Source organism: Micromonospora sp. WMMD1219, assembly GCF_049315215.1.
Lineage (GTDB): Bacteria > Actinomycetota > Actinomycetes > Mycobacteriales > Micromonosporaceae > Micromonospora > Micromonospora tulbaghiae.
In genome coordinates this window covers 3,799,946-3,821,956 of record NZ_CP186057.1, presented here as the reverse complement: position 1 = coordinate 3,821,956, position 22,011 = coordinate 3,799,946, and the positions used below count along the sequence as shown (strand labels likewise).

Sequence of the window (22,011 nt, the reverse complement as noted above, 5' to 3'; positions counted from 1 at the left end):
TCCGCGATCCGTACAGAACAGCATGCTGAGATCCCCGGGCGGACGTTTAGCACCGCTCGATAGGGTCATCAGTGAGGGTTCCGCCCATCTGCCGAGGAGCACAACCATCGTGGCTGCCAACCGACCCGAGCTTCCCGCTCTCAACTGGTCCGACCTCGACCGCAGGGCCGTCGACACGGTCCGCGTGCTGGCCATGGACGCCGTGGAGAAATCCGGCAACGGCCATCCGGGGACGGCGATGAGCCTCGCCCCGGCGGCGTACCTGCTCTTCAACCGGGTCATGCGGCACAACCCGGCCGACCCGAACTGGGCCGGGCGCGACCGGTTCGTGCTCTCCGCCGGCCACTCCAGCCTTACGCTCTACATCCAGCTCTTCCTCTCCGGCTACCCGCTGGCGCTGGACGACCTGAAGGCGCTGCGCCAGTGGGGCTCGCTCACCCCGGGCCACCCGGAGCACGGCCACACCCCGGGCGTGGAGACCACCACCGGCCCGCTCGGCCAGGGCCTCGGCAACGCGGTCGGGATGGCCATGGCCGCCCGCCGCGAGCGCGGCCTGTTCGACCCGGAGCCGGACCGCGCCGACTCCCCGTTCCGGCACGACATCTGGTGCATCGCCTCCGACGGTGACATCGAGGAGGGCATCACCCACGAGGCCAGCGCGCTCGCCGGTCACCAGCAGCTCGGCAACCTCTGCGTGATCTACGACGACAACGAGATCTCGATCGAGGACGACACCCGCATCGCCAAGAGCGAGGACGTGGCGGCCCGCTACGAGGCGTACGGCTGGCACGTGCAGACCGTCGACTGGCGCAGCGGCGACGCCGACCAGGGCGACTACCACGAGGACGTGGAGGCGCTGTACCAGGCGCTGCTGGCGGCCAAGGCGGAGACCGGCCGGCCGTCGTTCATCGCGCTGCGCACGATCATCGGCTGGCCCGCGCCGAACAAGCAGAACACCGGCAAGATCCACGGCTCGGCGCTCGGCGCGGACGAGGTCAAGGCCACCAAGGAGATCCTCGGCTTCGACCCGCAGCGCACCTTCGAGGTCGACGAGGAGGTGCTCAAGCACGCCCGCCAGGTGCTGGAGCGCGGCGCGCAGGAGCAGGCCGAGTGGACCACCGGATTCGACGCGTGGGCGCAGGCCAACCCGGAGCGCAAGGCGCTGTGGGACCGGATGGCCACCCGTACGCTGCCGACCGGCTGGACCGACGCGCTGCCGACCTTCCCGGCGGACGCCAAGGGTGTCGCCACCCGGGCCGCCTCCGGCAAGATCCTGGAGGCCCTGGCGCCGGTGCTGCCCGAGCTGTGGGGCGGCTCGGCCGACCTGGCCGAGAGCAACAACACCACGATGAAGGGCGAGCCGTCGTTCGTCCCGGCCGCGCACGCCACCAAGGACTTCCCCGGTGACGAGTACGGCCGCACGTTGCACTTCGGCATCCGTGAGCACGCCATGGGCTCGATCCTCAACGGCATCGCCCTGCACGGCGGCACCCGCCCCTACGGCGGCACGTTCCTGGTGTTCAGCGACTACATGCGCCCGGCGGTGCGGCTGGCCGCGCTGATGAAGCTGCCGGTGACGTACGTCTGGACGCACGACTCGATCGGCCTCGGCGAGGACGGCCCGACGCATCAGCCGATCGAGCACCTGACCGCGCTGCGGGCCATCCCCGGCCTGGACGTGGTGCGTCCGGCCGACGCCAACGAGACGGTCTGGGCGTGGCGGCAGGCGCTGGAGCACACCGACCGGCCGACCGCGCTGGCGCTCAGCCGCCAGGCGCTGCCGACGTTCGACCGCACCGACCTGGGCGGCGCCGAGGGCGTCGCCAAGGGCGGGTACGTGCTGGCCGAGGCGTCGAACGGCAAGCCGCAGGTGATCATCGTCGGCACCGGCTCGGAGGTGCAGCTCTGCCTCACCGCGCGGGAGCGGCTGGAGGCCGACGGCACCCCCACCCGGGTCGTGTCCATGCCCTGCCAGGAGTGGTTCTTCGCCCAGGACGAGGCGTACCGGGAGTCGGTGCTGCCTCGCGGGGTAAAGGCACGGGTGAGCGTGGAGGCGGGTATCGCGATGTCCTGGCGGGCGATCGTCGGCGACAGCGGCGAGTGCGTGAGCATCGAGCACTACGGCGCCAGCGCACCGCACACCGTGCTCTTCGAGCAGTTCGGGTTCACCCCCGACCGGATCGTGGCCGCCGCGCACGCGGCGCTGACCCGGGTGGGCGACATCACCGGTTTCACGACCGGCAACTGAGGGGAGCGTGGACGGCATGACGGACAGGCTGAAGGAGCTCCAGGGCGCCGGTGTGGCGATCTGGCTCGACGATCTTTCCCGGGTACGGCTGAGCTCCGGCGGGCTGGACAAGCTGCGCCGGGAGAGCCACGTCGCCGGGGTGACCACCAACCCGACGATCTTCGCGAAGGCGCTGAGCGACGCCGACGAGTACGACTGGCAGCTTCGTGACCTCGCCGTACGCGGCGTGGACGTCGAGGAGGCGGTCCGCATGCTCACCACGTACGACGTGCGGTGGGCCTGCGACGTGATGCGCCCCTCGTACGACGTCAGCGACGGCGTGGACGGCCGGGTGTCGATCGAGGTGGACCCGCGCTCGGCGCACGACGCGGCGAAGACCGTCGCCGAGGCCAAGGCGCTGTGGTGGCTGGTCGACCGGCCGAACCTGTTCATCAAGATCCCGGCCACCGAGGAGGGCCTGCCCGCGATCACCGCGACGCTGGCCGAGGGGATCAGCGTCAACGTCACGCTGATCTTCGGCCTGGACCGCTACTCGCAGGTGATGGACGCGTTCCTGGCCGGCCTGGAGCAGGCGCAGGCCAACGGGCACGACCTGTCGAAGATCGGCTCGGTCGCCTCGTTCTTCGTCTCCCGGGTCGACACCGAGGTGGACAAGCGGCTGGAGAAGATCGGTTCGGACCAGGCCAAGGCGCTGCGCGGCAAGGCGGCGGTCGCCAACGCCCGGCTGGCGTACGAGCGCTACGGCGAGGTCTTCTCCTCGGCGCGCTGGCAGAAGCTGGCCGACGCGGGCGCCCACCCGCAGCGCCCGCTGTGGGCCTCCACGTCGACGAAGAACCCGGACTACCGGGACGTCATCTACGTCGAGGAGCTGATCGCGCCCGGCACCGTCAACACCATGCCGGAGCCGGTCGTCCACGCCTACGCCGAGCACGGCGAGACGAAGCCGGACACCGTCACCGTCGCGTACGACGACGCGCGTCAGGTCTTCGCCGACCTCCAGTCGGTGGGCGTGGACCTGTCCGACGTGATCGCCACGCTGGAGCGCGAGGGCGTGGAGAAGTTCGAGGCGAGCTGGGTGGAGCTGCTGGAGGGGGTCAAGAAGTCCCTCGCCGAGGCGGCCAAGGGCTCGGGCAGCCCGCACCGGGCCGCCGGGGAGAACGCGCAGGCGGCGCAGCAGGCCGGCGGCAACGCGTGACCGACGGCGTCCGACGCGTCCCGGGGCCGGGCCCCGGGACGCGTCGCGCCGTACCGTGGAACGGGTGAGGTGGTCTGCCTTGAACGAGCCGAGGTGGCGCGGTGAGTGACCTGCTGGCCGGGCGGGCGGACATGGCCGCCGGTCTGGCCGTGCGCGGGGCCGACGCCCTCGGTGCGGCCACCCGCGCCACGCTCGTCTCCCACGACGTCCCGGCCCGGCTCGCCGCCGCGGACCCGGCCCTCTGGGGGCCGGCCGCCGAGCCGGCGGCCCTCGCCCGGCTGGGCTGGCTGCACGCCCACCGGCACAGCCGGGACCTGCTCCCCCAGCTCGCCGAACTTGCCGCCGAGCTGGACGACCTGGACCACGTGGTGCTGGCCGGCGCCGGCGGCGACACGCTCGCCGCCGAGGTGCTGGCCGAGTGCCTGGGCCGGCCGGTGACGGTGCTCGACACCGCCGATCCGGGGCCGGCGCGGGCCGCGCTCGCCGACCGCCCGGCGCGTACCCTCCTCGTGCTCGCCGCCCGGCACGGCCTCGACCGGACCACCGACGCCCACCTGCGGGTCTACCGGCAGGCGTGGGCGGACGAAGGCCCGGATGCCGCCCGGCACGTCGTGGTGGTCACCGAGCCCGGCTCGGAACTCGCGGCGCGCGCCGACGAGTTGGGCGCGGTGGTGCTCCCGGCCGAGCCCGGCACGTCCGGGCCGTGGGCCGCGCTCACCGCGTTCGGCCTGGTCCCGGCCGCGCTGGCGGGCGCGCCGGTGGCCGAGGTGCTGGACGAGGCCGAGGCGCTCACCGGCGCGCTCGACCGGGATCGGGACAACCCGGCCCTGGCGCTCGGCGCGGCCCTGGGCGCGGCGCCCGGCGCCGGCCGGGACACGATCGCGCTGGTACCCGACGGCACCGGCCTCGACGGCCTGGGCCGCTGGGCGGGCGCGCTGCTCGCCGACGCCACCGGTGGACGTCTGCTGCCGGTGGTGGCGGAGTCCCCCGACTCCCCCGGCGCCACCGGTCCGGGCGTGCTCACGGTCGGTCTCGGCGGCGCCCTCGGCGCCGGTGTCGGACCGGGCGTGGCCGCCGACGTCGCGGTCAACGGTCCGCTCGGCGCACACCTGCTCACCTGGGCCTACGCCGCCGCGACCGCCGCGGTGACGCTGCGGACCGACCCGTTCGCCGCGCCGCCGGACCCGGCGGACGACGACGCGGCGCCGGAGAGCGGGCCGCCGTCGTCGGTCGAGGGCGCGATCGAGGTGTACGCCCCGAGCGGCGCACCGGCCGACCTGACCGGCGCGCTGCGCTGGCTGCTCGACGGGCTGGGCGAACGGGAGCACCTCGTGGTGACCGCGTACCTCGACCGGCACGCCGACGCGGCGATCGCCGGGCTGCGCCCGCTGCTGGCGCGGGCCGCCGGACGCCCGGTCACCTTCGGCTGGGGACCGCGCCGGCCGCACCACACCGACCCGCGCGGCCGGCACCTCCAGATCACCGGTGCGGTCACCGATGATCTGGAGGTGCCCGGCCGTCCGTACACCTTCGCGCAGCTCCAGGCGGCCCAGGCCGCCGGCGACCGGCGGGCCCTGGCCGGCCGGGAGCGACCGGTGCTGCGACTGCACCTGACCGAGCGGGCGGCGGGTGCCGCCCAGCTCCTGGACACGGCCGGACGGACACGCACGTGACGATCAATGACCTGGAATCAGCGGACCGAGACGCAGGAGGAGGTGGCCCGGTGAACCCGCTGCGCGATCCGCAGGACCGGCGGCTGCCCCGGATCCCCGAGCCGTGTGCCCTGGTGATCTTCGGGGTGACGGGTGACCTGGCCCGCAAGAAGCTGCTGCCGGCGGTCTACGACCTGGCCAACCGGGGGCTCCTGCCGCCCGGCTTCGTGGTGCTGGGCTTCGCCCGACGGGACTGGGGCGACGGCGACTTCGAGTCGGTGGCGCACGACGCGGCCAAGAAGCACGCGCGTACCCCGTGGCGGGAGGAGGTGTGGGCCCGGCTCGCCGGCAACATCAAGTTCGTCGGCGGCTCGTTCGACGACGACGCCGCGTTCGACCACCTCGCCGCCACGCTCGACGAGCTGCGCGACACGCACGGCATCCCCGGCAACGCCGCCTTCTACTTCTCCATCCCCCCGGCGGCCTTCCCCGTGGTGCTCAAGCAGCTCGCCCGCACCGGCATGGCGGACAACGCCAAGTCCGGCGGCTGGCGGCGCGTGGTGGTGGAGAAGCCGTTCGGCAACGACCTGCCCTCGGCCAAGGCGCTCAACGACCTCGTCGACGACGTCTTCACCCGCCAGGACGTGTTCCGGATCGACCACTACCTGGGCAAGGAGACCGTCCAGAACATCCTGGCGCTGCGCTTCGCGAACAACCTGTTCGAGCCGCTGTGGAACTCCAAGTACGTCGACTCGGTGCAGATCACCATGGCCGAGGACGTCGGCATCGGCACCCGCGCGGCGTTCTACGACTCCGTCGGCACCGCCCGCGACGTGCTCCAGAACCACCTGCTCCAGTTGCTCGCCCTGGTCGCCATGGAGGAACCGACGAGCTTCGACGCCGACGAGATCCGCGCCGAGAAGCTCAAGGTGCTCAAGGCGATCACCGTGCCGCACGACGTCTCCGAGGACACCGTGCGCGGCCAGTACCTGCCCGGCTGGGTGGGCGGCGAGCGGGCCAAGGGCTACCTGGAGGAGGAGGGCGTCCCGGAGGGCTCCACCACCGAGACGTACGTGGCGGTGAAGCTGGGCATCCAGAACCGCCGCTGGGCCGGTGTGCCGTTCTACATCCGGGCCGGCAAGCGGCTGCCCCGGCGGGTCACCGAGGTCGCCATCATGTTCAAGAAGGCGCCGCACCTGCCGTTCAACGCCGCCGACATGGAGTCCCTCGGCCCCAACCAGCTCGTCATCCGGGTACAGCCGGACGAGGGCGTGGTGCTGAAGTTCGGCTCCAAGGTGCCGGGCACCACGATGGAGGTCCGCGACATCGCGATGGACTTCCAGTACGGCGAGGCGTTCACCGAGTCCAGCCCCGAGGCGTACGAGCGGCTGGTGCTGGACGTGCTGATCGGCGACCGGACGCTGTTCCCGGACGCCGCCGAGGTGGAGCAGAGCTGGCAGGTCGTCGACCCGCTGGAGCACGCCTGGGAGGGCACGACCCCGGAGCCGTACCGGGCCGGTGAGTGGGGGCCCCGGGCCGCCGACGAGATGCTGGCCCGCGAGGGCCGGGCTTGGCGAAGAGCGTGAGCGAGCACTGCGAGCGAACCAGGAGGCTCCATTGATCGGGCTGTGGGACACCACCGGCAACGAGGTGGTCAAGGCGCTGGCCGCGGAACGGCGCAGCGCCGGCGGAGTGGCCAGTGGCATGGCGCTCACGCTGATCGTGGTGGTGGACGAGAAGCGGGTACGCGAGGCGGAGGCGGCGGCCACCATCGCCGCGGCGGCGCACCCGTGCCGGCTGCTCGTGGTGGTCCGCTCCGACGTGGAGCGCGACCGCAACCGGCTGGACGCGGAGATCGTCGTGGGTGGCCGGCTCGGGCCGTGCGAGGCGGTGGTGACCCGGATGTACGGGCGCCTCGCGCTGCACGCCGAGTCGGTGGTGATGCCGCTGCTGGTGCCGGACGTGCCGGTGGTGACGTGGTGGCACGGTGAGCCCCCGGCGGAGATCTCCACCGATTTCCTCGGCGTGGTCGCGGACCGGCGGATCACCGACTCGGCGCAGGCCGCCGACCCGATCGCCGCGCTGCGGCAGCGGGCCCACGACTACGCCCCGGGCGACACCGACCTGGCGTGGACCCGGATCACCCCGTGGCGCACGCTCGTGGCGGGCGCGTTCGACACCACCCAGGCCCGGGTCACCGAGGCCAGCGTGGTGGCTCCCCCGTCGGACCCGACGGCGGCGCTGATGCGCGGCTGGCTGAAGGCCCGGCTCGGCATCGACCCGGTCCTGACCGCCACCGACGAGTTCCCCCGGATGCGCCAGGTGCAGTTGCGCTGCGCCAACGGCGACGAGCTGACGCTCACCCGGGACGACAGCATCGCGGTGTTCCGGCGTACCGGGCAGGAGGACCGCACGCTGCCGCTGGTCCGCCGGCCGCTCGGTGACGAGCTGGCCGAGGAGCTGCGCCGCCTCGACGCCGACCAGGTGTACGCGGAGGCGCTCGGCGCTGCGGCCGGGATCACCGGGCTCGACCAGCGCCCGGCCCAGCGGGTGCACGTGTGGAAGGATCCGGCGACCGCCCAGCGGGCCGAGGCCGGCGTGACCGCGCACGCGGGCGCGACCGCGAACGAGTGACCGCCCGGACCGGGCGGTCGGAGGCACAGGTGACCGCCGGTGGGCGGTCGGAACACGAGGGCACGACGGATGACTGAGGCGAGTGTCGCCGTACACGCCGACCCCGACCTGCTGGCGCAGGCGGTGGCGGCCCGGCTGGTGGTGAAGCTGCTCGACGCGCAGGCCGAGCGCGGCCAGGCGTCGGTGGTGCTGACCGGCGGGCGGATCGCCGCGGCGGTGTACCGGGCGGTCGGGCAGCTGCCCGCCCGGGACGCGGTCGACTGGTCCCGGGTCGACGTGTGGTGGGGCGACGAGCGGTTCCTGCCCGCCGGCGACCCGGACCGCAACGAGACGCAGGCGCGGGCGGCGCTGCTGGACACGGTGCCGCTCGACCCGGCCCGGGTGCACCCGATGCCGGCGTCGGACGGCCCCGCTGGTGACGACCCGGAGGCGGCTGCCGCCGGATACGCGCGGGAGCTGGCCGCCGCCGCGCGGCCCGGGAACGCGATGGTGCCGCACTTCGACGTGCTGATGCTCGGCGTCGGCGAGGACGGGCACGTGGCGTCGGTGTTCCCGGAGCACCCGGTGCACCACGACAACCGGCCGGTCAGCGCGGTGCGGGGCAGCCCGAAGCCGCCGCCGGTGCGGACCACGCTGACCCTGCCGACGATCAACACGGCCGAGGAGGTCTGGCTGATCGCCGCCGGGGCGGACAAGGCCCGGGCGGTGGGCATGGCGCTGGCCGGGGCCGGGCCGGTGCAGCTGCCGGCCGCCGGGGTGCGGGGCGTCTCGCGTACCCTCTGGCTGCTGGACCGGGCCGCCGCGGCGAACGTGCCGCCGCGGCTGCGCAGCCTCCGCTGATCCCGGTCGTGGTCGGGCCCCTGCCGGGGCCCGTCCACGATCTGGCGATCGACGACACCAGCTCGCCGAAGTGGCGGCATCCGGGGCACCCCGACACGACCATCACCCCGATCTGGCGATCGGCGACGCCAACTCGCCGGATCAGGCGCGTCCGCGACGCCGGCGCAGCGCGTCGAGGGCCTCGGCGAGCAGCGCCTCACCCTCCTCCGGCGTGCGCCGCTCCTGCACGTACGCCAGGTGGGTCTTGTACGGCTCGGCGCGCTGGCGGCCCGGCGGGTCGCCCGGGTCGGGGCCGGCCGGCTCGCCGCAGCGGGGGCACTCCCAGGAGGCGGGCGTCTCCGCCTCGGCCGCGATCAGGAACTCGACCCGGTGCCCGTGGCGGCACCAGTAGACGACCGGTCGGCGCGGCGCGGGCTCGACCCGCTGGTCGAACCGCTCGGGGGCGGACCCGACCCGGGTGCCGCGGATGACGTTGTTGCTGGGCACGGTTGCTCGCTCCCTGTCGTCGGAGGGGACCGCCGCCGGAGGGGGTGGGCGACGGGCGACGCGCGGAGAAACAAAACTGCGCGCGGTCCGTGACGGACCGCGCGCAGATTGTACGCTTCTCAGCGCCGACTCAGGTGCCGCTGGCCATCTGCAGCCGCAGCCAGAGCCCGAGCCCGACGATGCACGCGAACCAGACGATTCCCACCAGAACGGTGTAGCGGTCGAGGTTCTTCTCGGCCACCGACGAACCGGCCAGGCTGGAGCTGACGCCGCCGCCGAACATGCTCGACAACCCGCCGCCCTTACCGCGGTGCAGGAGGATCAGCAGGGTGAGCAGGACGCTCGTGATGACCAGCAACACGATCATCGTGTAGGCGAACCAGATCGGCATGGCGGGGGTCAGTCCTCTCGTTGCGATCACTGCCCGGACCTGTCGGGCACTGCGGCACCGACCGGTGGACGGGCAGCGTCAAGGATAGCGAGCGATCAGCGGGCGATGTGCTCCGGGAACCGGCAGATCTGCGCGAACTCCTCCGCGTCCAGGCTGGCGCCCCCGACCAGAGCCCCGTCCACGTCCGGCTGCGCCATGATCGCGGCGACGTTCGACGCCTTGACCGACCCGCCGTACAGGATCCTGACCTGCTCGGCGGTGCCCTCGTCGTAGGTCTCGGCGATGCGCTTGCGCACCGCGCCGCAGACCTCCTGGGCGTCGTCCGGGGTCGCCGTCTTGCCGGTGCCGATCGCCCAGACCGGCTCGTACGCCACGACGACCTTGGTGACCTGCTCGGCGGTGAGCCCCTTCAGCGCGCCGTCGAGCTGGTCGCAGCAGTGCCGCACCTGGCCCGACTGCTCCCGGACCTCCAGGCCCTCGCCGATGCAGAGGATCGGGGTGAGCCCGTTCGCCAGCGCCGCCGACACCTTCGCGTTGACCAGCGCGTCGTCCTCGTGGTGGTACTGCCGCCGCTCGGAGTGGCCGACCACCACGTAACCGCAGCCCAGCTTGGCGAGCATCGGACCGGCGATGTCACCGGTGTACGCGCCCGACGGGTGCGGCGACAGGTCCTGCGCGCCGTAGCCGATCAGCAGCTTGTCGCCGTCCACCGCCGTCTGCACGGTACGCAGGTCGGTGAAGGGCGGCAGCACCACACACTCGACGTCGGTGAGCTGCTTCTCGTTCAGGCTCGCGGCCAGCTTCTGCACCAGCAGGTTGGCCTCGAGGTGGTTCAGGTTCATCTTCCAGTTGCCGGCCATCAGCGGCCGGCGGGTCGTGCTCGCCATTCAGTTCTCCAGGGCCGCGATGCCGGGGAGGGTCTTGCCCTCCAGGTATTCCAGGGAGGCGCCACCACCGGTGGAGATGTGCCCGAACGAGGACTCGTCCAGGCCCAGCGCGCGCACCGCCGCGGCCGAGTCGCCGCCGCCGACCACGCTGAACGCGTCGGCCTTGGTGATCGCCTCGGCCACGCCCCGGGTGCCGTTGGCGAACGCCGCCATCTCGAACACGCCCATCGGGCCGTTCCAGAAGACGGTCTTCGCCTGCGACAGCGCGGCGGCGAAACCGGCCACCGTCTCCGGGCCGATGTCCAGGCCCAGCCGGTGGCTCGGGATGCCGTCGGCCGGCACTGTGTCGTGCGCGGCGTCCGGCGCGAACGCGTCGGCGGCCACCACGTCGACCGGGAGCATGATCTTGCCCGGCGCGCGCTCCATCAGGTTGCGGCAGGTCTCGACCATGTCCTTCTCCAGCAGCGACGTGCCCACCTCGTGGCCCTGGGCCTTGAGGAAGGTGAAGCACATCCCGCCGCCGATGAGCAGCCGGTCGACGGTCGGCAGCAGCGCCTCGATCACGGCGAGCTTGTCGGAGACCTTCGAGCCGCCCAGCACCACCACGTACGGCCGCTCCGGCTCGCCGGTGAGACGGCTGAGCACCTCGACCTCGCGCAGCACCAGCCGGCCCGCGAAGTGCGGCAGCCGGGCCGGTACGTCGTGCACGCTGGCGTGCTTGCGGTGCACCGCGCCGAACGCGTCGTCGACGTAGGCGTCGCCGAGCGCGGCGAGCTGGTCGGCGAACGCGCCCCGCTCCGCGTCGTCCTTGCTGGTCTCGCCGGCGTTGAAGCGCAGGTTCTCCAGCAGCGCGACCTGGCCGTCGGCCAGGTCGGCCACCGTGGACTGCGCCGAGTCGCCGACGGTGTCCTCGGCGAAGTGCACCGGGGCACTGAGCAGCTCACCGAGCCGCCCGGCGACCGGGCGGAGGCTGAACTGCGGGTCCGGCGCGCCCTTCGGGCGGCCCAGGTGCGAGCAGACGACCACCTTCGCGCCGGCCTGCACCAGCGCGCTCAGCGTCGGCAGGACGGCCCGGATCCGGCCGTCGTCAGTGATCTCCCCGGTCTGCTTGTCGAGCGGGACGTTCAGGTCGGCGCGCACCAGCACGCGCCGACCCGACACCCCCTCGGCGAGCAGGTCGTCGAGGTTGCGGATCGTCACAGAGCCAGCCCTCCGTTCGTGACTGCGGGGCTCGCAAGCTCGCTCCTCGCACTCACAGGGACTGACCCACCAGCTTGACCAGGTCGACGAGGCGGTTCGAGTAGCCCCACTCGTTGTCGTACCAGCCGACGACCTTGACCTGGTTGCCGATCACCTTGGTCAGCGGCGCGTCGAAGATGCACGACGCCGGGTCGGTCACGATGTCGGCGGAGACGATCGGGTCCTCGTTGTAGGTGAGGATGCCCCGCAGCGGGCCCTCGGCGGCGGCCTTGAGCGCGGCGTTGACCTCGTCCACGGTGGTCTCCCGGCCGACCTCGACGGTCAGGTCGGTGGCCGAGCCGGTCGGGATCGGCACGCGCAGCGCGTAGCCGTCCAGCTTGCCCTTCAGCTCCGGCAGGACCAGGCCGATGGCCTTCGCGGCACCGGTCGAGGTCGGCACGATGTTGAGCGCGGCGGCCCGGGCCCGGCGCAGGTCCTTGTGCGGCGCGTCCTGCAGGTTCTGGTCCTGCGTGTACGCGTGGATGGTGGTCATCAGACCCTGCTTGATGCCGAACGTGTCCTGCAGGACCTTCGCCATCGGCGCGAGGCAGTTGGTGGTGCAGGAGGCGTTCGAGATGATGTTGTGCTTGGCCGGGTCGTACTGGTCCTGGTTGACGCCCATGACCACTGTGACGTCCTCGTTCTTCGCCGGAGCGGAGATGATGACCTTCTTGGCCCCGCCGTCGAGGTGCGCCTTCGCCTTGGTGGCGTCGGTGAAGAAGCCGGTGGACTCGATGACCACGTCGGCGCCGACCTCGCCCCACGGCAGCTTCGCCGGGTCCTTCTCGGCGTACGCCTTGATGGTCTTGCCGCCCACGGTGATCTCGTCGGCGGTGGCCTTCACCTCGTGCGGGAGGCGGCCCAGGATGCTGTCGTACTTGACAAGGTGGGCGAGCGTCGCGTTGTCGGTCAGGTCGTTGACCGCCACGACCTCGACGTCAGCGCCGGACGCCAGCACTGCCCGGAAGAAGTTGCGGCCGATCCGGCCGAAGCCGTTGATGCCAACCCGGATGGTCACAGGTCCCATCTCCTCGCGTTCTGGTCCGCCGGCGTCAGACCGCGGCCGGCGGAGGTGTGTGCGCCGACCGTTGGAGCCGGCCGTCGACATGTCATCTCGGCCACCCCGCCGCGGTCACGGAGACCTGACCGCCCGAGGCGGTGAGCACGGCGAGGAGCGCCTGTTCCGGCCCCCTTGCCGTACGCAGCGACCATATCCGAGCGCGCGGCGTCGCGCTGCGGCGGGTGGTGATCCCGCTCGCGGTGCGCTGCCGCCCGAGTCCTATCAGACCACGAGCATGTCCGGCGTGACTGCCGCTTCCGTATCCGGGATGCCCAGGTCACGGGCACGCTTGTCGGCCAGCGCGAGCAGCCGGCGGATCCGGCCGGCGATGGCGTCCTTGGTCAGCGGCGGCTCGGCGAGCGCGCCCAGCTCCTCCAGGGAGGCCTGCCGGTGCTCCAGGCGCAGCCGCCCGGCCGAGGTCAGGTGGTTCGGGGCGTCGTCGGCGAGGATCTCCAGCGCGCGGGTCACCCGGGCGGCGGCGGCCACCGCGGCGCGGGCGGAGCGGCGCAGGTTCGCGTCGTCGAAGTTCGCCAGCCGGTTCGCGGTCGCGCGCACCTCCCGGCGTACCCTCCGCTCCTCCCAGGCCAGCACGCTGGAGTGCGCCCCTATGCGGGTGAGCAGCGCGGCGATCGCGTCACCGTCCTTGACCACCACCCGGTCCACGCCGCGCACCTCGCGGTTCTTGGCGGTGATGCCGATGCGGCGGGCGGCGCCGACCAGCGCCAGCGCCGACTCCGGACCCGGGCAGGTGATCTCCAGCGCGCTGGAGCGGCCCGGCTCGGTGAGCGAGCCGTGCGCCATGAACGCGCCCCGCCAGGCCGACACGGCACAGCAGACGTTCGCGGCCACCACGTGCGGCGGCAGGCCGCGCACCGGGCGGCCCCGCACGTCGAGCAGGCCGGTCTGCCGGGCGAGCGCCTCGCCGTCCTTGACCACCCGCACGATGAAGTGGCTGCCCTTGCGCAGCCCGCCGGAGGCGAGAACGTGGATCTCGCTCGGGTAGCCGTACACCTCGGCGATCTCCCGCCGCAGCCGCCGCGCCACCGCGCCGGTGTCCAGCTCCGCCTCGACCACGACGCGGCCCGACACGATGTGCAGGCCGCCGGCGAAACGCAGCAGAGCGGCCATCTCCGCCCGCCGACAGCAGGGCTTGGGCACGTCGACCCGACTCAGCTCGTCCTTGACCGCAGCCGTCATCGCCATAGTGCGCCCCCTCACGGACCGGTTCCGGCGTGTCGCCGGTGATTACGTACGTGTCTAACGATCGGCGCGCAGGACAGGCACCAGCGCGGCGCCCAGGGCGGCTGGATCATGACGGGGCGTGCCGTCCAGGACGGCGACGGGAGCGAGGACCAGCCGGGCACCCAGCGATTCTGCCGCACGTTCGACCGCCGCGGGATCACCCACCGCCGTGGAGTCGGCGAGCACCCGGTCCACCTTCAACTCGGGCAGATAGCGCCGCAGTGTGTCCAGATGGTCGGGCAGGGAGAGCCCCGAGGTCTCCTTCTCGGCCACCAGGTTGAGCGTCACCAGCCGCCGCGCCGGGCTGGACACGATCGCGTCGGCCAGGCCCGGCACCAGCAGGTGCGGCAGCACGCTCGTGTACCAGCTGCCCGGCCCGAAGATCAGCCAGTCCGCGGCGCGTACCGCGGTCACCGCCTCGGCGCACGCGGCCGGCGCGGACGGGTTGAGCCGCAGCGACTCGACGGTGCCCGGGGTGACCGCGACCTGGTGCTGGCCGCGCACCGTGGACACCTCGTCCGGATGCTCCGGGTCGGCGCCGCGGACCCGGGCCTCGATGCCCACCGGCTGGCGGGACATCGGCAGCACCCGCCCCACCGCGCCGAGCATCGCCCCGGCGTGGTCGAGCGCGGCCACCGGGTCGCCGAGCAGCTCGGTCAGCCCGTGCAGCAGCAGGTTGCCGACCGCGTGGCCGGCCAGCGAGTCGCCGACCGCGACCGGCACCGGCGCGGCGATCGTCGGCGCCGGCGGCACCGCGGCGGCGAAGCGGTGCTGGAACAACGCCGCGCTGCGCCGGGTGGCCGGATGGTCGCCGGCCAGCGCGACGAGCGCCTGCCGCAGGTCGCCCGGCGGCAGGCCGCCGCGCTCGGCGCGCAACCGGCCGCTGGAGCCGCCGTCGTCACCGACGGTGACCACCGCGGTGATGTCCAGGTCCAGTTCGGGTACGCAGTGACGCAGCGCCCGCAGCGACGCCGAGAGCCCGTGCCCGCCGCCGAAGGCGACCACCCTGGTCGGGGTCACTCCCGCCCCAGGTCCCGGTGCTGGGCGTTGGCGGCGATGCCGGAGTGGCGCAGCCGGGAGGCCAGCTCCTCGGCGATGGCCACGCTGCGGTGCTTGCCGCCGGTGCAGCCGACCGCCACGGTCAGGTAGCGCTTGCCCTCCCGCTCGAACCCGGCGGTGGTGGCGTTGACCAGGTCGGCGTAGCCGGCCACGAACGCGTCGGCACCCTCCTGGCCCAGCACGTACGCGCTGACCGCCTCCTCGCGGCCGGTGTGCTCGCGCAGCTCCGGCACCCAGTACGGGTTCGGCAGGAAGCGGGCGTCCATCACGAAGTCGGCGTCCGGCGGCAGGCCGTACTTGAAGCCGAACGAGATCACGGTGATCCGCAGCCGGCGGGCGTCCTCGCCGCCGAACAGCTCCTCGACCCGGCGGCGCAGCTGGTTCACGTTCAGGTGGCTGGTGTCGATGATCACGTCGGCCTGCTCGCGGGCCTCCTCCAGCAGCGCCCGCTCGACCGCGATGCCGTCGGCCAGCCGCCCGTCGCCCTGAAGCGGGTGCGAGCGGCGCACGCTCTCGAACCGCCGGATCAGCACCTCGTCGTCGGCGTCGACGAAGACCACCCGGGGCTGGAAGCCGCGCTCACGCAGCTCCCGGATCGCCCCGGCCAGGTCGGTGGAGAACGCGCGCGAGCGCACGTCCAGCACCATCGCCGTACGCCGGGCCGCGCCGCCGGCCTTGAACGCCAGCTCGGCCATGTCCAGCAGCAGCGCCTGCGGCAGGTTGTCGACCACGTAGTAGCCGACGTTCTCCAGCGCCCGCGCCACGGTGCTGCGCCCGCCGCCGGACAGGCCGGTCACCACCACCAGGGAGGTCTCCGACTCGGCCGGCGCCGGTCGCACCGGCGTCGTCTCCGCCTCGGTCGGCCCCAGGTCACCCGCTGTACGCGCCTCGCTCACCCGCTACCCCCAGCCGTGGCGCCGCGGCCGGTCGGCCGCGCATGGTCAATCAGCGACTCTAACGGCTGCGACCCCGCCCGGGATTCCACGGGGTGACGACCGGAACATGTCGGCGGCCCCGGACGGCTCGCCGGGACAGGCGGTGTCGGGGGACGCTCGTAGACTGCGCGGATGGTCTCCCCCACCGACGAGCGGACCGACGCCCCCCGGACCGCCGACGCGCTCGAGGTGCTGCGCCGGGTCTTCGGGTACGACGCCTTCCGCGGCTTCCAGCAGGAGGTCGTCGAGCACGTGGTGGCCGGCGGCGACGCGCTGGTGCTCATGCCCACCGGTGGCGGCAAGTCGCTGTGCTACCAGATCCCGGCGCTGGTCCGCGACGGCGTGGCGGTGGTGGTCTCGCCGCTGATCGCGCTCATGCAGGACCAGGTCGACGCGCTCACCGCGGTCGGCGTCCGGGCCGGGTTCCTCAACTCGACCCAGGACCCCGCGCAGCGGCGCCGGGTCGAGGCGGCCTACCTCGCCGGTGAGCTGGACCTGCTCTACCTCGCCCCGGAAGGGCTCGCCGTGCGCTCCACGCTCGGCCTGCTGGAACGCGGCCGGATCGCGCTGTTCGCGATCGACGAGGCGCACTGCGTCTCGCAGTGGGGGCACGACTTCCGCCCCGACTACCTCAACCTGTCGATGCTGCACGAGCGCTGGCCGGACGTACCGCGGATCGCGCTGACCGCCACCGCGACCCGGGCGACGCGCACCGAGATCGCCACCCGGCTGCGGCTCACCGAGGCCCGGCACTTCGTGGCCAGCTTCGACCGGCCCAACATCCAGTACCGCATCGTGCCCAAACGGGAACCGCGCAAGCAGTTGCTCAGCCTGCTGCGCGACGAGCACCCCGGCGACGCCGGCATCGTCTACTGCCTGTCCCGGGCCTCGGTGGAGAAGACCGCCGAGTTCCTGGTCGCCAATGGCATCCCCGCCCTGCCGTACCACGCCGGGCTGGACGCCTCGACCCGCGCCGCCAACCAGCAGCGCTTCCTGCGCGAGGACGGCCTGGTCATGGTCGCCACCATCGCGTTCGGCATGGGCATCGACAAGCCCGACGTACGCTTCGTCGCCCACCTCGACCTGCCGAAGTCGGTGGAGGGCTACTACCAGGAGACCGGCCGCGCCGGGCGCGACGGGCTGCCGTCGACGGCCTGGCTGGCGTACGGGCTCCAGGACGTGGTGCAGCAACGCAAGATGATCGAGACGTCGGAGGGCGACCTGGCGCACCGGCGCAACCTCGCCGCCCACCTGGACGCGATGCTGGCGCTCTGCGAGACGGTCCGCTGCCGCCGCGCCCAGCTGCTCGAATACTTCGGCGAGACCGAGGTGGCCGACTGCGGCAACTGCGACACCTGCCTCGACCCGCCGGAGTCCTGGGACGGCACCGTCGCCGCGCAGAAGCTGCTGTCCACCGTCTACCGGCTCGACCGCGAACGCAACCAGCGGTTCGGCGCCGGGCACAGCATCGACATCCTGCTCGGCAAGCACACCGACAAGATCGACCAGCACGGCCACGACGCGCTGAGCACCTTCGGCATCGGCACCGAACTGCGCGAGGCCGAGTGGCGTGGCGTGGTGCGCCAACTGCTCGCCGAGGGTCTGCTGGCCGTCGAGGGCGACTACGGCACGCTGGCGCTGACCGAGGCCAGCGCGGACGTGCTCGGCCGCCGCCGTACGGTCACCCTGCGCAAGGAGCCGGAGCGCCCGGCCGGCCGGTCCGCCAAGCCGCGGGGCGCGGCCACCGTCGTCGCCGACCTCTCCCCCGCCGCCGCGCCCGTCTTCGAACGGCTCCGCACGTGGCGCGCGGCCACCGCCAAGGAACAGGGCGTCCCGGCGTACGTCATCTTCCACGACGCGACGCTGCGGCAGATCGCCGCCGAGCCGCCCGCCTCACTGGCCGAGCTGTCCCGGGTAAACGGGGTCGGCGAGAACAAGCTCGCCAAGTACGGCGAGGCGATCCTGGCCGTCCTCGCCGAGTCCTGACACACGCACGAAAGGGCCCGACCCCCGTGGTGGGGTCGGGCCCTTTCGCGTGTTGCTTCACGCCGTCTTGCTCCGGTCCGCCATGTGTTGCTCTGGCCGCTGGCCTTGTTCTTGCTGTGCAGCCGTATGCGCGGCGGGGTGGTGTTCTCAGCTGGTGCTGTAGCCGCGGGTGGCGATCCAGTCGGCGAGGTTGTCGATGCTCATGCGGTAGGTGGCGGTGTTGGGGTTGGCGCTGTCGGCGATGGTGACGGTGTGGCCGTCGTCGCGGTAGCCGATGACGCTGATGTAGTGGCCGCCTTCGAAGGAGTGGGTGGTGCCGTCGGTGTCGGTGGCGGTGCCGGCGATGTTGGCGACCACGGCCCGGCCGGCGTCGACGGTCTTGACCACGTCGGTGCGCAGGGTGTCGGTCTGCTTGTCGTCGGCCTTGGGGGTGCTGATCTCGACGGACTTGTAGGCGTTGCTGGCGCCGGTCTCCTTGTTCAGCACGGGGGTGATGTCGTTGATGCTGTTGGTGCCGGCCTCGGTGGTGCCCATCTCCTTGGCCATGGCGTGCACGTCGATGTTCTTGCCCTGCACGGACAGGGCGTTGCGGGCGGCGGCGGGGCCGCAGAAGTAGAAGTTGGGCTGGGCCTCGTAGCGCACGTCCAGTTCCCGCTCACCGTGGCCCTTGCGGTCGGCCACCACGCTCGTGGTGGTGGGGGCGGCGTGGGCGGCGATCGCGGGTCCGGCGATGCCACCGGCGGTGGCGGCGATACCGGCAGTGGTCAGAACGGTCTTACGCAGCAGAGTGGTAGCCATGATGGTTGCCTCCCTGAAGTGGGGGATGACCGCGGCGGGGGTGCCACGGAGGGGAAAAGTCTTGGAGGGGTGCCCGCCAATAGGGGCTGGCGCGCGGGCGGCTGGGGGGCCTGCTCCGCGGCTCGGGGGTGTAACGACGGGCGGCCCGGGGCCATTCCCGGGGACGGCGGGGTGCCCGTCGCTCGGGGATGTAACGACGACCGGGCCCGGCCGATTCCCCGACCTGCCCGGGCGCCGGGCGGGCCGGTGTCCGGCGCTCGACCCTGGTGCCTGGGCGGTCAGCCATGTACAACGCCCCGCGCCCGCCACCGATTCCACCCTCACGATGGCACCGACCACACCCACACCCCGCAACCGAACCGGACACACCCCACCAAACCACCGCCTCGGGTGCGATGGCCCCGGCCGGGTGCGGGATGGGGTCCGCGAATGCCGGCATCGAACGCCAGCCGTCCCGTCCACGGATCCACCCGGCCGCACGCGCGATCTTGCAGTTTGGTGCATGGCAAACCTCGCAAAGCTGGCACCTCAGGGGCGGTAAGTGCAAGATCGCGTGGGCGGGGACGTGGGCGTTGGGCAAAGCCCGGCGGGGTGAGCGAGATCTTGGTACCGAATGGCCCCTATGGGGGCACTTCCGTACCAAGATCGGCCACGGCTTTCAGGATGTGGGACAGAGTTCGCACCAGGCGGGAAGCTCGCCCCTGGGTGGCACGTGATGGGTGTCAACGGGTGCGGAGACACCCATGGGGCGTGACGGGTGACGTGCCGGGCAAGCCGGACAGCGAGCAACGCCGGACGGCGGACGGAGCAGCGGAGGTCAGGGACGGGCGGCGGCGTCGGTGATGCTGGAGCCGTCCAGCGCGGCCAGGATCGCCTCGGCCGTACGCCTGCCCACCCCGGGCACCTCGGTGATCTCCTCCACCGTGGCGGACGACAGCCGCTTCAGCGAGCCGAAGTGCCGCAGCAGCGCCTTGCGGCGTACCTCGCCGAGGCCGGGGACGTTGTCCAGCGCGGATTCGGTCATCCGCTTGGAGCGCCGCTGGCGGTGGAACGTGATGGCGAAGCGGTGCGCCTCGTCGCGTACGCGTTGCAGCAGGTAGAGCGCCTCGGAGGTGCGCGGCAGGATCACCGGGAACTCGTCGTCGGGCAGCCAGACCTCCTCCAGCCGCTTGGCCAGCCCGCAGAGCGCCACGTCGTCGATGCCCAGCTCGGCGAGCGCCTTCGCGGCGGCGGCGACCTGGGGCGGGCCGCCGTCGACCACGACGAGCTGCGGCGGGTACGCGAACTTGCGCGGCCGCCCGGTGGTCGGGTCGATGCCGGGCCGGTCGGGGTCGGAGGCGGTCTCCTCGCCCAGCTCACCGGTTTCGGCGCGGGCGTCGAGGTAGCGGGCGAAGCGCCGCCGCAGCACCTCGGACATGGCCGACAGGTCGTCGGTGGCGCCGCGCACGATGAACCGGCGGTACTCGCTCTTGCGCGGCAGCCCGTCCTCGAACACGACCATGCTGGCTACCACGTCGGTGCCCTGGATCTGGGACACGTCGAAGCACTCGATGCGCAGCGGCGACGTGTTCATGCCGAGCGCGTCGGCGATCTCGTCGAGCGCCTGGCTGCGGGTGGTCAGGTCACCGGCCCGCTTGAGCTTGTGCCGGGCCAGCGCGTCCTTGGCGTTGCGTTCGACGGTCTCCAGCAGCGACCGCTTGTCGCCGCGCTGGGGCACCCGCAGCGACACCCGGCTGCCCCGGCGGGCGGTGAGCCACTCGGCGAGCGCGTCGGCGTCGCCTGGCAGCTCGGGCACGAGCAGTTCGCGGGGCACGTCGGCCTCGCCCTGCTCACCGCCGTACACCTGGGTGCAGAAGTGGTGCACGAGGTCGCCGGTGGTCAGGTCCTCGGTCTTCTCCACCACCCAGCCGCGCTGGCCGCGCACCCGGCCGCCGCGGACGTGGAAGACCTGCACGGCGGCTTCGAGCGGGTCGTCGGCGAAGGCGACCACGTCGGCGTCGGTGCCGTCGCCGAGCACCACCGTCTGCTTCTCCATCGCCCGGCGCAGCGCCGCGACGTCGTCACGCAGCCGGGCGGCCCGCTCGAACTCCAGCTGCTCACTGGCGTCGAGCATCTCCTTCTCCAGCCGCCGGACCATGGTGTCGGTGCGGCCGGCCATGAAGTCGCAGAAGCCGTCGACGATCTCCCGGTGCCGTTCGGCGGTGACGCTGCCGACGCACGGCGCGGAGCACTTGCCGATGTAGCCGAGCAGGCAGGGCCGGCCGACCTGCCCGGCCCGCTTGAACACCCCGGACGAGCAGGTCCGCGCCGGGAAGACCCGCAGCAGCAGGTCGAGCGTCTCGCGGATCGCCCAGGCGTGCGAGTACGGCCCGAAGTAGCGCACGCCTTTGCGCTTCACCCCGCGCATCACCTGCAACCGGGGGTATTCCTCGTCGAGCGTGACCGCGAGATAGGGGTACGACTTGTCGTCGCGGTAGCGGACGTTGAACCGGGGGTCGTACTGCTTGATCCAGGTGTATTCCTGCTGGAGCGCCTCGACCTCGGTGGCGACGGTGATCCAGTCGACCGACTCGGCGGTGAACACCATCTGCCGGGTGCGCTGGTGCAGGCCGACCGGGTCGGCGAAGTAGGAGTTGAGCCGGCTGCGCAGGTTGCGCGCCTTGCCGACGTAGATCACCCGGCCGGTGCCGTCGCGGAAGCGGTAGACCCCTGGCGACTCCGGGATGGTGCCGGGCGCGGGACGGTAGGTCGAGGGGTCAGCCACGGTGTCAAGCCTAGTCCGCACCCCTGACACCCGACCGGAGCCGCGCCCCCGCCGACCACCGGCCGACGGGGGCGCGGAACAGGTCAGGCCAGCTTGATCTGGTCGCCGTCGACCTTGATCTCCTTCGCCGCGAGCGGCTTGGTGGCCGGGCCGCCCTTCACCGAGCCGTCGACGATCGAGAACCGGCTGTTGTGGCAGGTGCAGTTGATCGTGCCGCCGTCGACGTTCGACACCGGGCAGCGCTGGTGCGTGCAGATCGGGTCGAACGCCTTGAACTGGCCGGCCTCGGGCTGGGTGATCACCACGCCCTGGCTGGCGAAGACGGCACCGCCGCCGACCGGGATGTCCGAGGTGCGCGCCAGCGCGCTGCCGCCGTCCCGGTCGCCGCCGCCGGCGTCGCCGGTCGCGGTGGCGCCGGGCGGGCCGCCGCTGGTCGGGGCGAGCCCGGGGGACGCGTCGTCGTCGCTGCCGCAGCCCGCGAGCACCACGGCCGCGCCGAGCGCTCCGGCTCCGGCGAGCAGGGTACGGCGACTCTGGGTGACCGGTCGGGTCAGCGCCTGATCATCACTCATGTCCGGCCTTTCTCTCGGCTTAC

At 72.8% G+C, this 22,011-nt stretch carries 18 protein-coding genes; 7 read left to right on the top strand and 11 right to left on the bottom strand.

Going from position 1 to position 22,011, the window contains the following annotated elements:
- Nucleotides 1–109: 109 nt before the first annotated feature.
- The 6 genes from tkt (at nt 110) to pgl (ending at nt 8,569) form a co-directional block, all read left to right on the top strand.
- Nucleotides 110–2,248 carry a transketolase gene (gene tkt, locus ACN27C_RS18420; protein WP_120568924.1) on the top strand — a complete coding sequence of 713 codons (2,139 nt, stop codon included), beginning with the start codon at nt 110–112 and terminating at the stop codon, nt 2,246–2,248.
- A gap of 16 nt (nt 2,249–2,264) precedes the next feature.
- Nucleotides 2,265–3,443 carry a transaldolase gene (gene tal, locus ACN27C_RS18415; protein WP_422746988.1) on the top strand — a complete coding sequence of 393 codons (1,179 nt, stop codon included), beginning with the start codon at nt 2,265–2,267 and terminating at the stop codon, nt 3,441–3,443.
- A gap of 101 nt (nt 3,444–3,544) precedes the next feature.
- A complete protein-coding gene (locus ACN27C_RS18410; protein WP_422746986.1) occupies nt 3,545–5,116 on the top strand; it encodes a glucose-6-phosphate isomerase in 1,572 nt (523 codons plus the stop codon).
- Between the two features lie 50 nt (nt 5,117–5,166).
- On the top strand, nt 5,167–6,681 hold the full coding sequence (gene zwf / locus ACN27C_RS18405; protein ID WP_091331180.1) for a glucose-6-phosphate dehydrogenase: 1,515 nt from the start codon (nt 5,167–5,169) through the stop codon (nt 6,679–6,681).
- A gap of 31 nt (nt 6,682–6,712) precedes the next feature.
- Nucleotides 6,713–7,729 carry a glucose-6-phosphate dehydrogenase assembly protein OpcA gene (locus ACN27C_RS18400; protein WP_091331179.1) on the top strand — a complete coding sequence of 339 codons (1,017 nt, stop codon included), beginning with the start codon at nt 6,713–6,715 and terminating at the stop codon, nt 7,727–7,729.
- A gap of 69 nt (nt 7,730–7,798) precedes the next feature.
- Nucleotides 7,799–8,569 (top strand): 6-phosphogluconolactonase, encoded by a 771-nt coding sequence (gene pgl, locus ACN27C_RS18395; protein ID WP_422746983.1) that lies wholly within the window; start codon nt 7,799–7,801, stop codon nt 8,567–8,569.
- Nucleotides 8,570–8,710: 141 nt separating this feature from the next.
- Here the strand turns inward: pgl and ACN27C_RS18390 are convergent, their stop codons facing one another.
- From ACN27C_RS18390 to rapZ, 8 genes are all read right to left on the bottom strand, one after another.
- Nucleotides 8,711–9,055, bottom strand: a complete 345-nt coding sequence (locus ACN27C_RS18390) for an RNA polymerase-binding protein RbpA (RefSeq protein ID WP_091420426.1) — start codon at nt 9,053–9,055, stop codon at nt 8,711–8,713.
- Between the two features lie 130 nt (nt 9,056–9,185).
- Complete coding sequence (gene secG / locus ACN27C_RS18385; protein WP_013287463.1) at nt 9,186–9,446, bottom strand: preprotein translocase subunit SecG; 261 nt, start codon at nt 9,444–9,446, stop codon at nt 9,186–9,188.
- A gap of 95 nt (nt 9,447–9,541) precedes the next feature.
- A complete protein-coding gene (gene tpiA / locus ACN27C_RS18380; protein WP_120568920.1) occupies nt 9,542–10,333 on the bottom strand; it encodes a triose-phosphate isomerase in 792 nt (263 codons plus the stop codon).
- Nucleotides 10,334–11,533 (bottom strand): phosphoglycerate kinase, encoded by a 1,200-nt coding sequence (locus tag ACN27C_RS18375; protein WP_422746979.1) that lies wholly within the window; start codon nt 11,531–11,533, stop codon nt 10,334–10,336. It abuts the gene before it with no gap.
- Between the two features lie 52 nt (nt 11,534–11,585).
- Nucleotides 11,586–12,590, bottom strand: a complete 1,005-nt coding sequence (gap, locus tag ACN27C_RS18370; protein ID WP_120568918.1) for a type I glyceraldehyde-3-phosphate dehydrogenase — start codon at nt 12,588–12,590, stop codon at nt 11,586–11,588.
- A 264-nt stretch (nt 12,591–12,854) separates the two neighbouring features.
- Complete coding sequence (whiA, locus tag ACN27C_RS18365) at nt 12,855–13,835, bottom strand: DNA-binding protein WhiA (protein ID WP_018788213.1); 981 nt, start codon at nt 13,833–13,835, stop codon at nt 12,855–12,857.
- Nucleotides 13,836–13,889: 54 nt separating this feature from the next.
- Nucleotides 13,890–14,894, bottom strand: coding sequence for a gluconeogenesis factor YvcK family protein (locus ACN27C_RS18360; protein ID WP_120568917.1), 1,005 nt, complete (start codon nt 14,892–14,894; stop codon nt 13,890–13,892).
- Nucleotides 14,891–15,772, bottom strand: coding sequence for an RNase adapter RapZ (gene rapZ, locus ACN27C_RS18355; RefSeq protein WP_120573677.1), 882 nt, complete (start codon nt 15,770–15,772; stop codon nt 14,891–14,893). The genes ACN27C_RS18360 and rapZ overlap by 4 nt, the downstream gene beginning before the upstream one ends.
- A gap of 228 nt (nt 15,773–16,000) precedes the next feature.
- Between rapZ and recQ the strand changes: the two genes are divergently transcribed.
- Complete coding sequence (gene recQ, locus ACN27C_RS18350; RefSeq protein ID WP_422746975.1) at nt 16,001–17,854, top strand: DNA helicase RecQ; 1,854 nt, start codon at nt 16,001–16,003, stop codon at nt 17,852–17,854.
- A gap of 147 nt (nt 17,855–18,001) precedes the next feature.
- Here the strand turns inward: recQ and ACN27C_RS18345 are convergent, their stop codons facing one another.
- The 3 genes from ACN27C_RS18345 to ACN27C_RS18335 all read right to left on the bottom strand — a co-directional run bounded on the left by ACN27C_RS18345 (nt 18,002) and on the right by ACN27C_RS18335 (nt 21,988).
- Complete coding sequence (locus ACN27C_RS18345; RefSeq protein WP_422746973.1) at nt 18,002–18,652, bottom strand: C39 family peptidase; 651 nt, start codon at nt 18,650–18,652, stop codon at nt 18,002–18,004.
- Nucleotides 18,653–19,469: 817 nt separating this feature from the next.
- Nucleotides 19,470–21,416, bottom strand: coding sequence for an excinuclease ABC subunit UvrC (gene uvrC, locus ACN27C_RS18340; protein ID WP_350815960.1), 1,947 nt, complete (start codon nt 21,414–21,416; stop codon nt 19,470–19,472).
- Nucleotides 21,417–21,499: 83 nt separating this feature from the next.
- Nucleotides 21,500–21,988: a Rieske (2Fe-2S) protein gene (locus ACN27C_RS18335; RefSeq protein ID WP_121683574.1), complete on the bottom strand. Its 489-nt coding sequence runs from the start codon at nt 21,986–21,988 to the stop codon at nt 21,500–21,502.
- Between the last annotated feature and the right edge of the window lie 23 nt (nt 21,989–22,011).

Excerpts from the sequence above, each read along its gene's own strand:
- secG (WP_013287463.1), bottom strand. The coding sequence starts at position 9,446 with ATGCCGATCTGGTTCGCCTACACGATGATCGTGTTGCTGGTCATCACG.
- recQ (WP_422746975.1), top strand. The coding sequence starts at position 16,001 with ATGGTCTCCCCCACCGACGAGCGGACCGACGCCCCCCGGACCGCCGAC.
- ACN27C_RS18345 (WP_422746973.1), bottom strand. The coding sequence starts at position 18,652 with ATGGCTACCACTCTGCTGCGTAAGACCGTTCTGACCACTGCCGGTATC.
- pgl (WP_422746983.1), top strand. The coding sequence starts at position 7,799 with ATGACTGAGGCGAGTGTCGCCGTACACGCCGACCCCGACCTGCTGGCG.
- whiA (WP_018788213.1), bottom strand. The coding sequence starts at position 13,835 with ATGGCGATGACGGCTGCGGTCAAGGACGAGCTGAGTCGGGTCGACGTG.
- ACN27C_RS18335 (WP_121683574.1), bottom strand. The coding sequence starts at position 21,988 with ATGAGTGATGATCAGGCGCTGACCCGACCGGTCACCCAGAGTCGCCGT.
- tpiA (WP_120568920.1), bottom strand. The coding sequence starts at position 10,333 with ATGGCGAGCACGACCCGCCGGCCGCTGATGGCCGGCAACTGGAAGATG.
- tal (WP_422746988.1), top strand. The coding sequence starts at position 2,265 with ATGACGGACAGGCTGAAGGAGCTCCAGGGCGCCGGTGTGGCGATCTGG.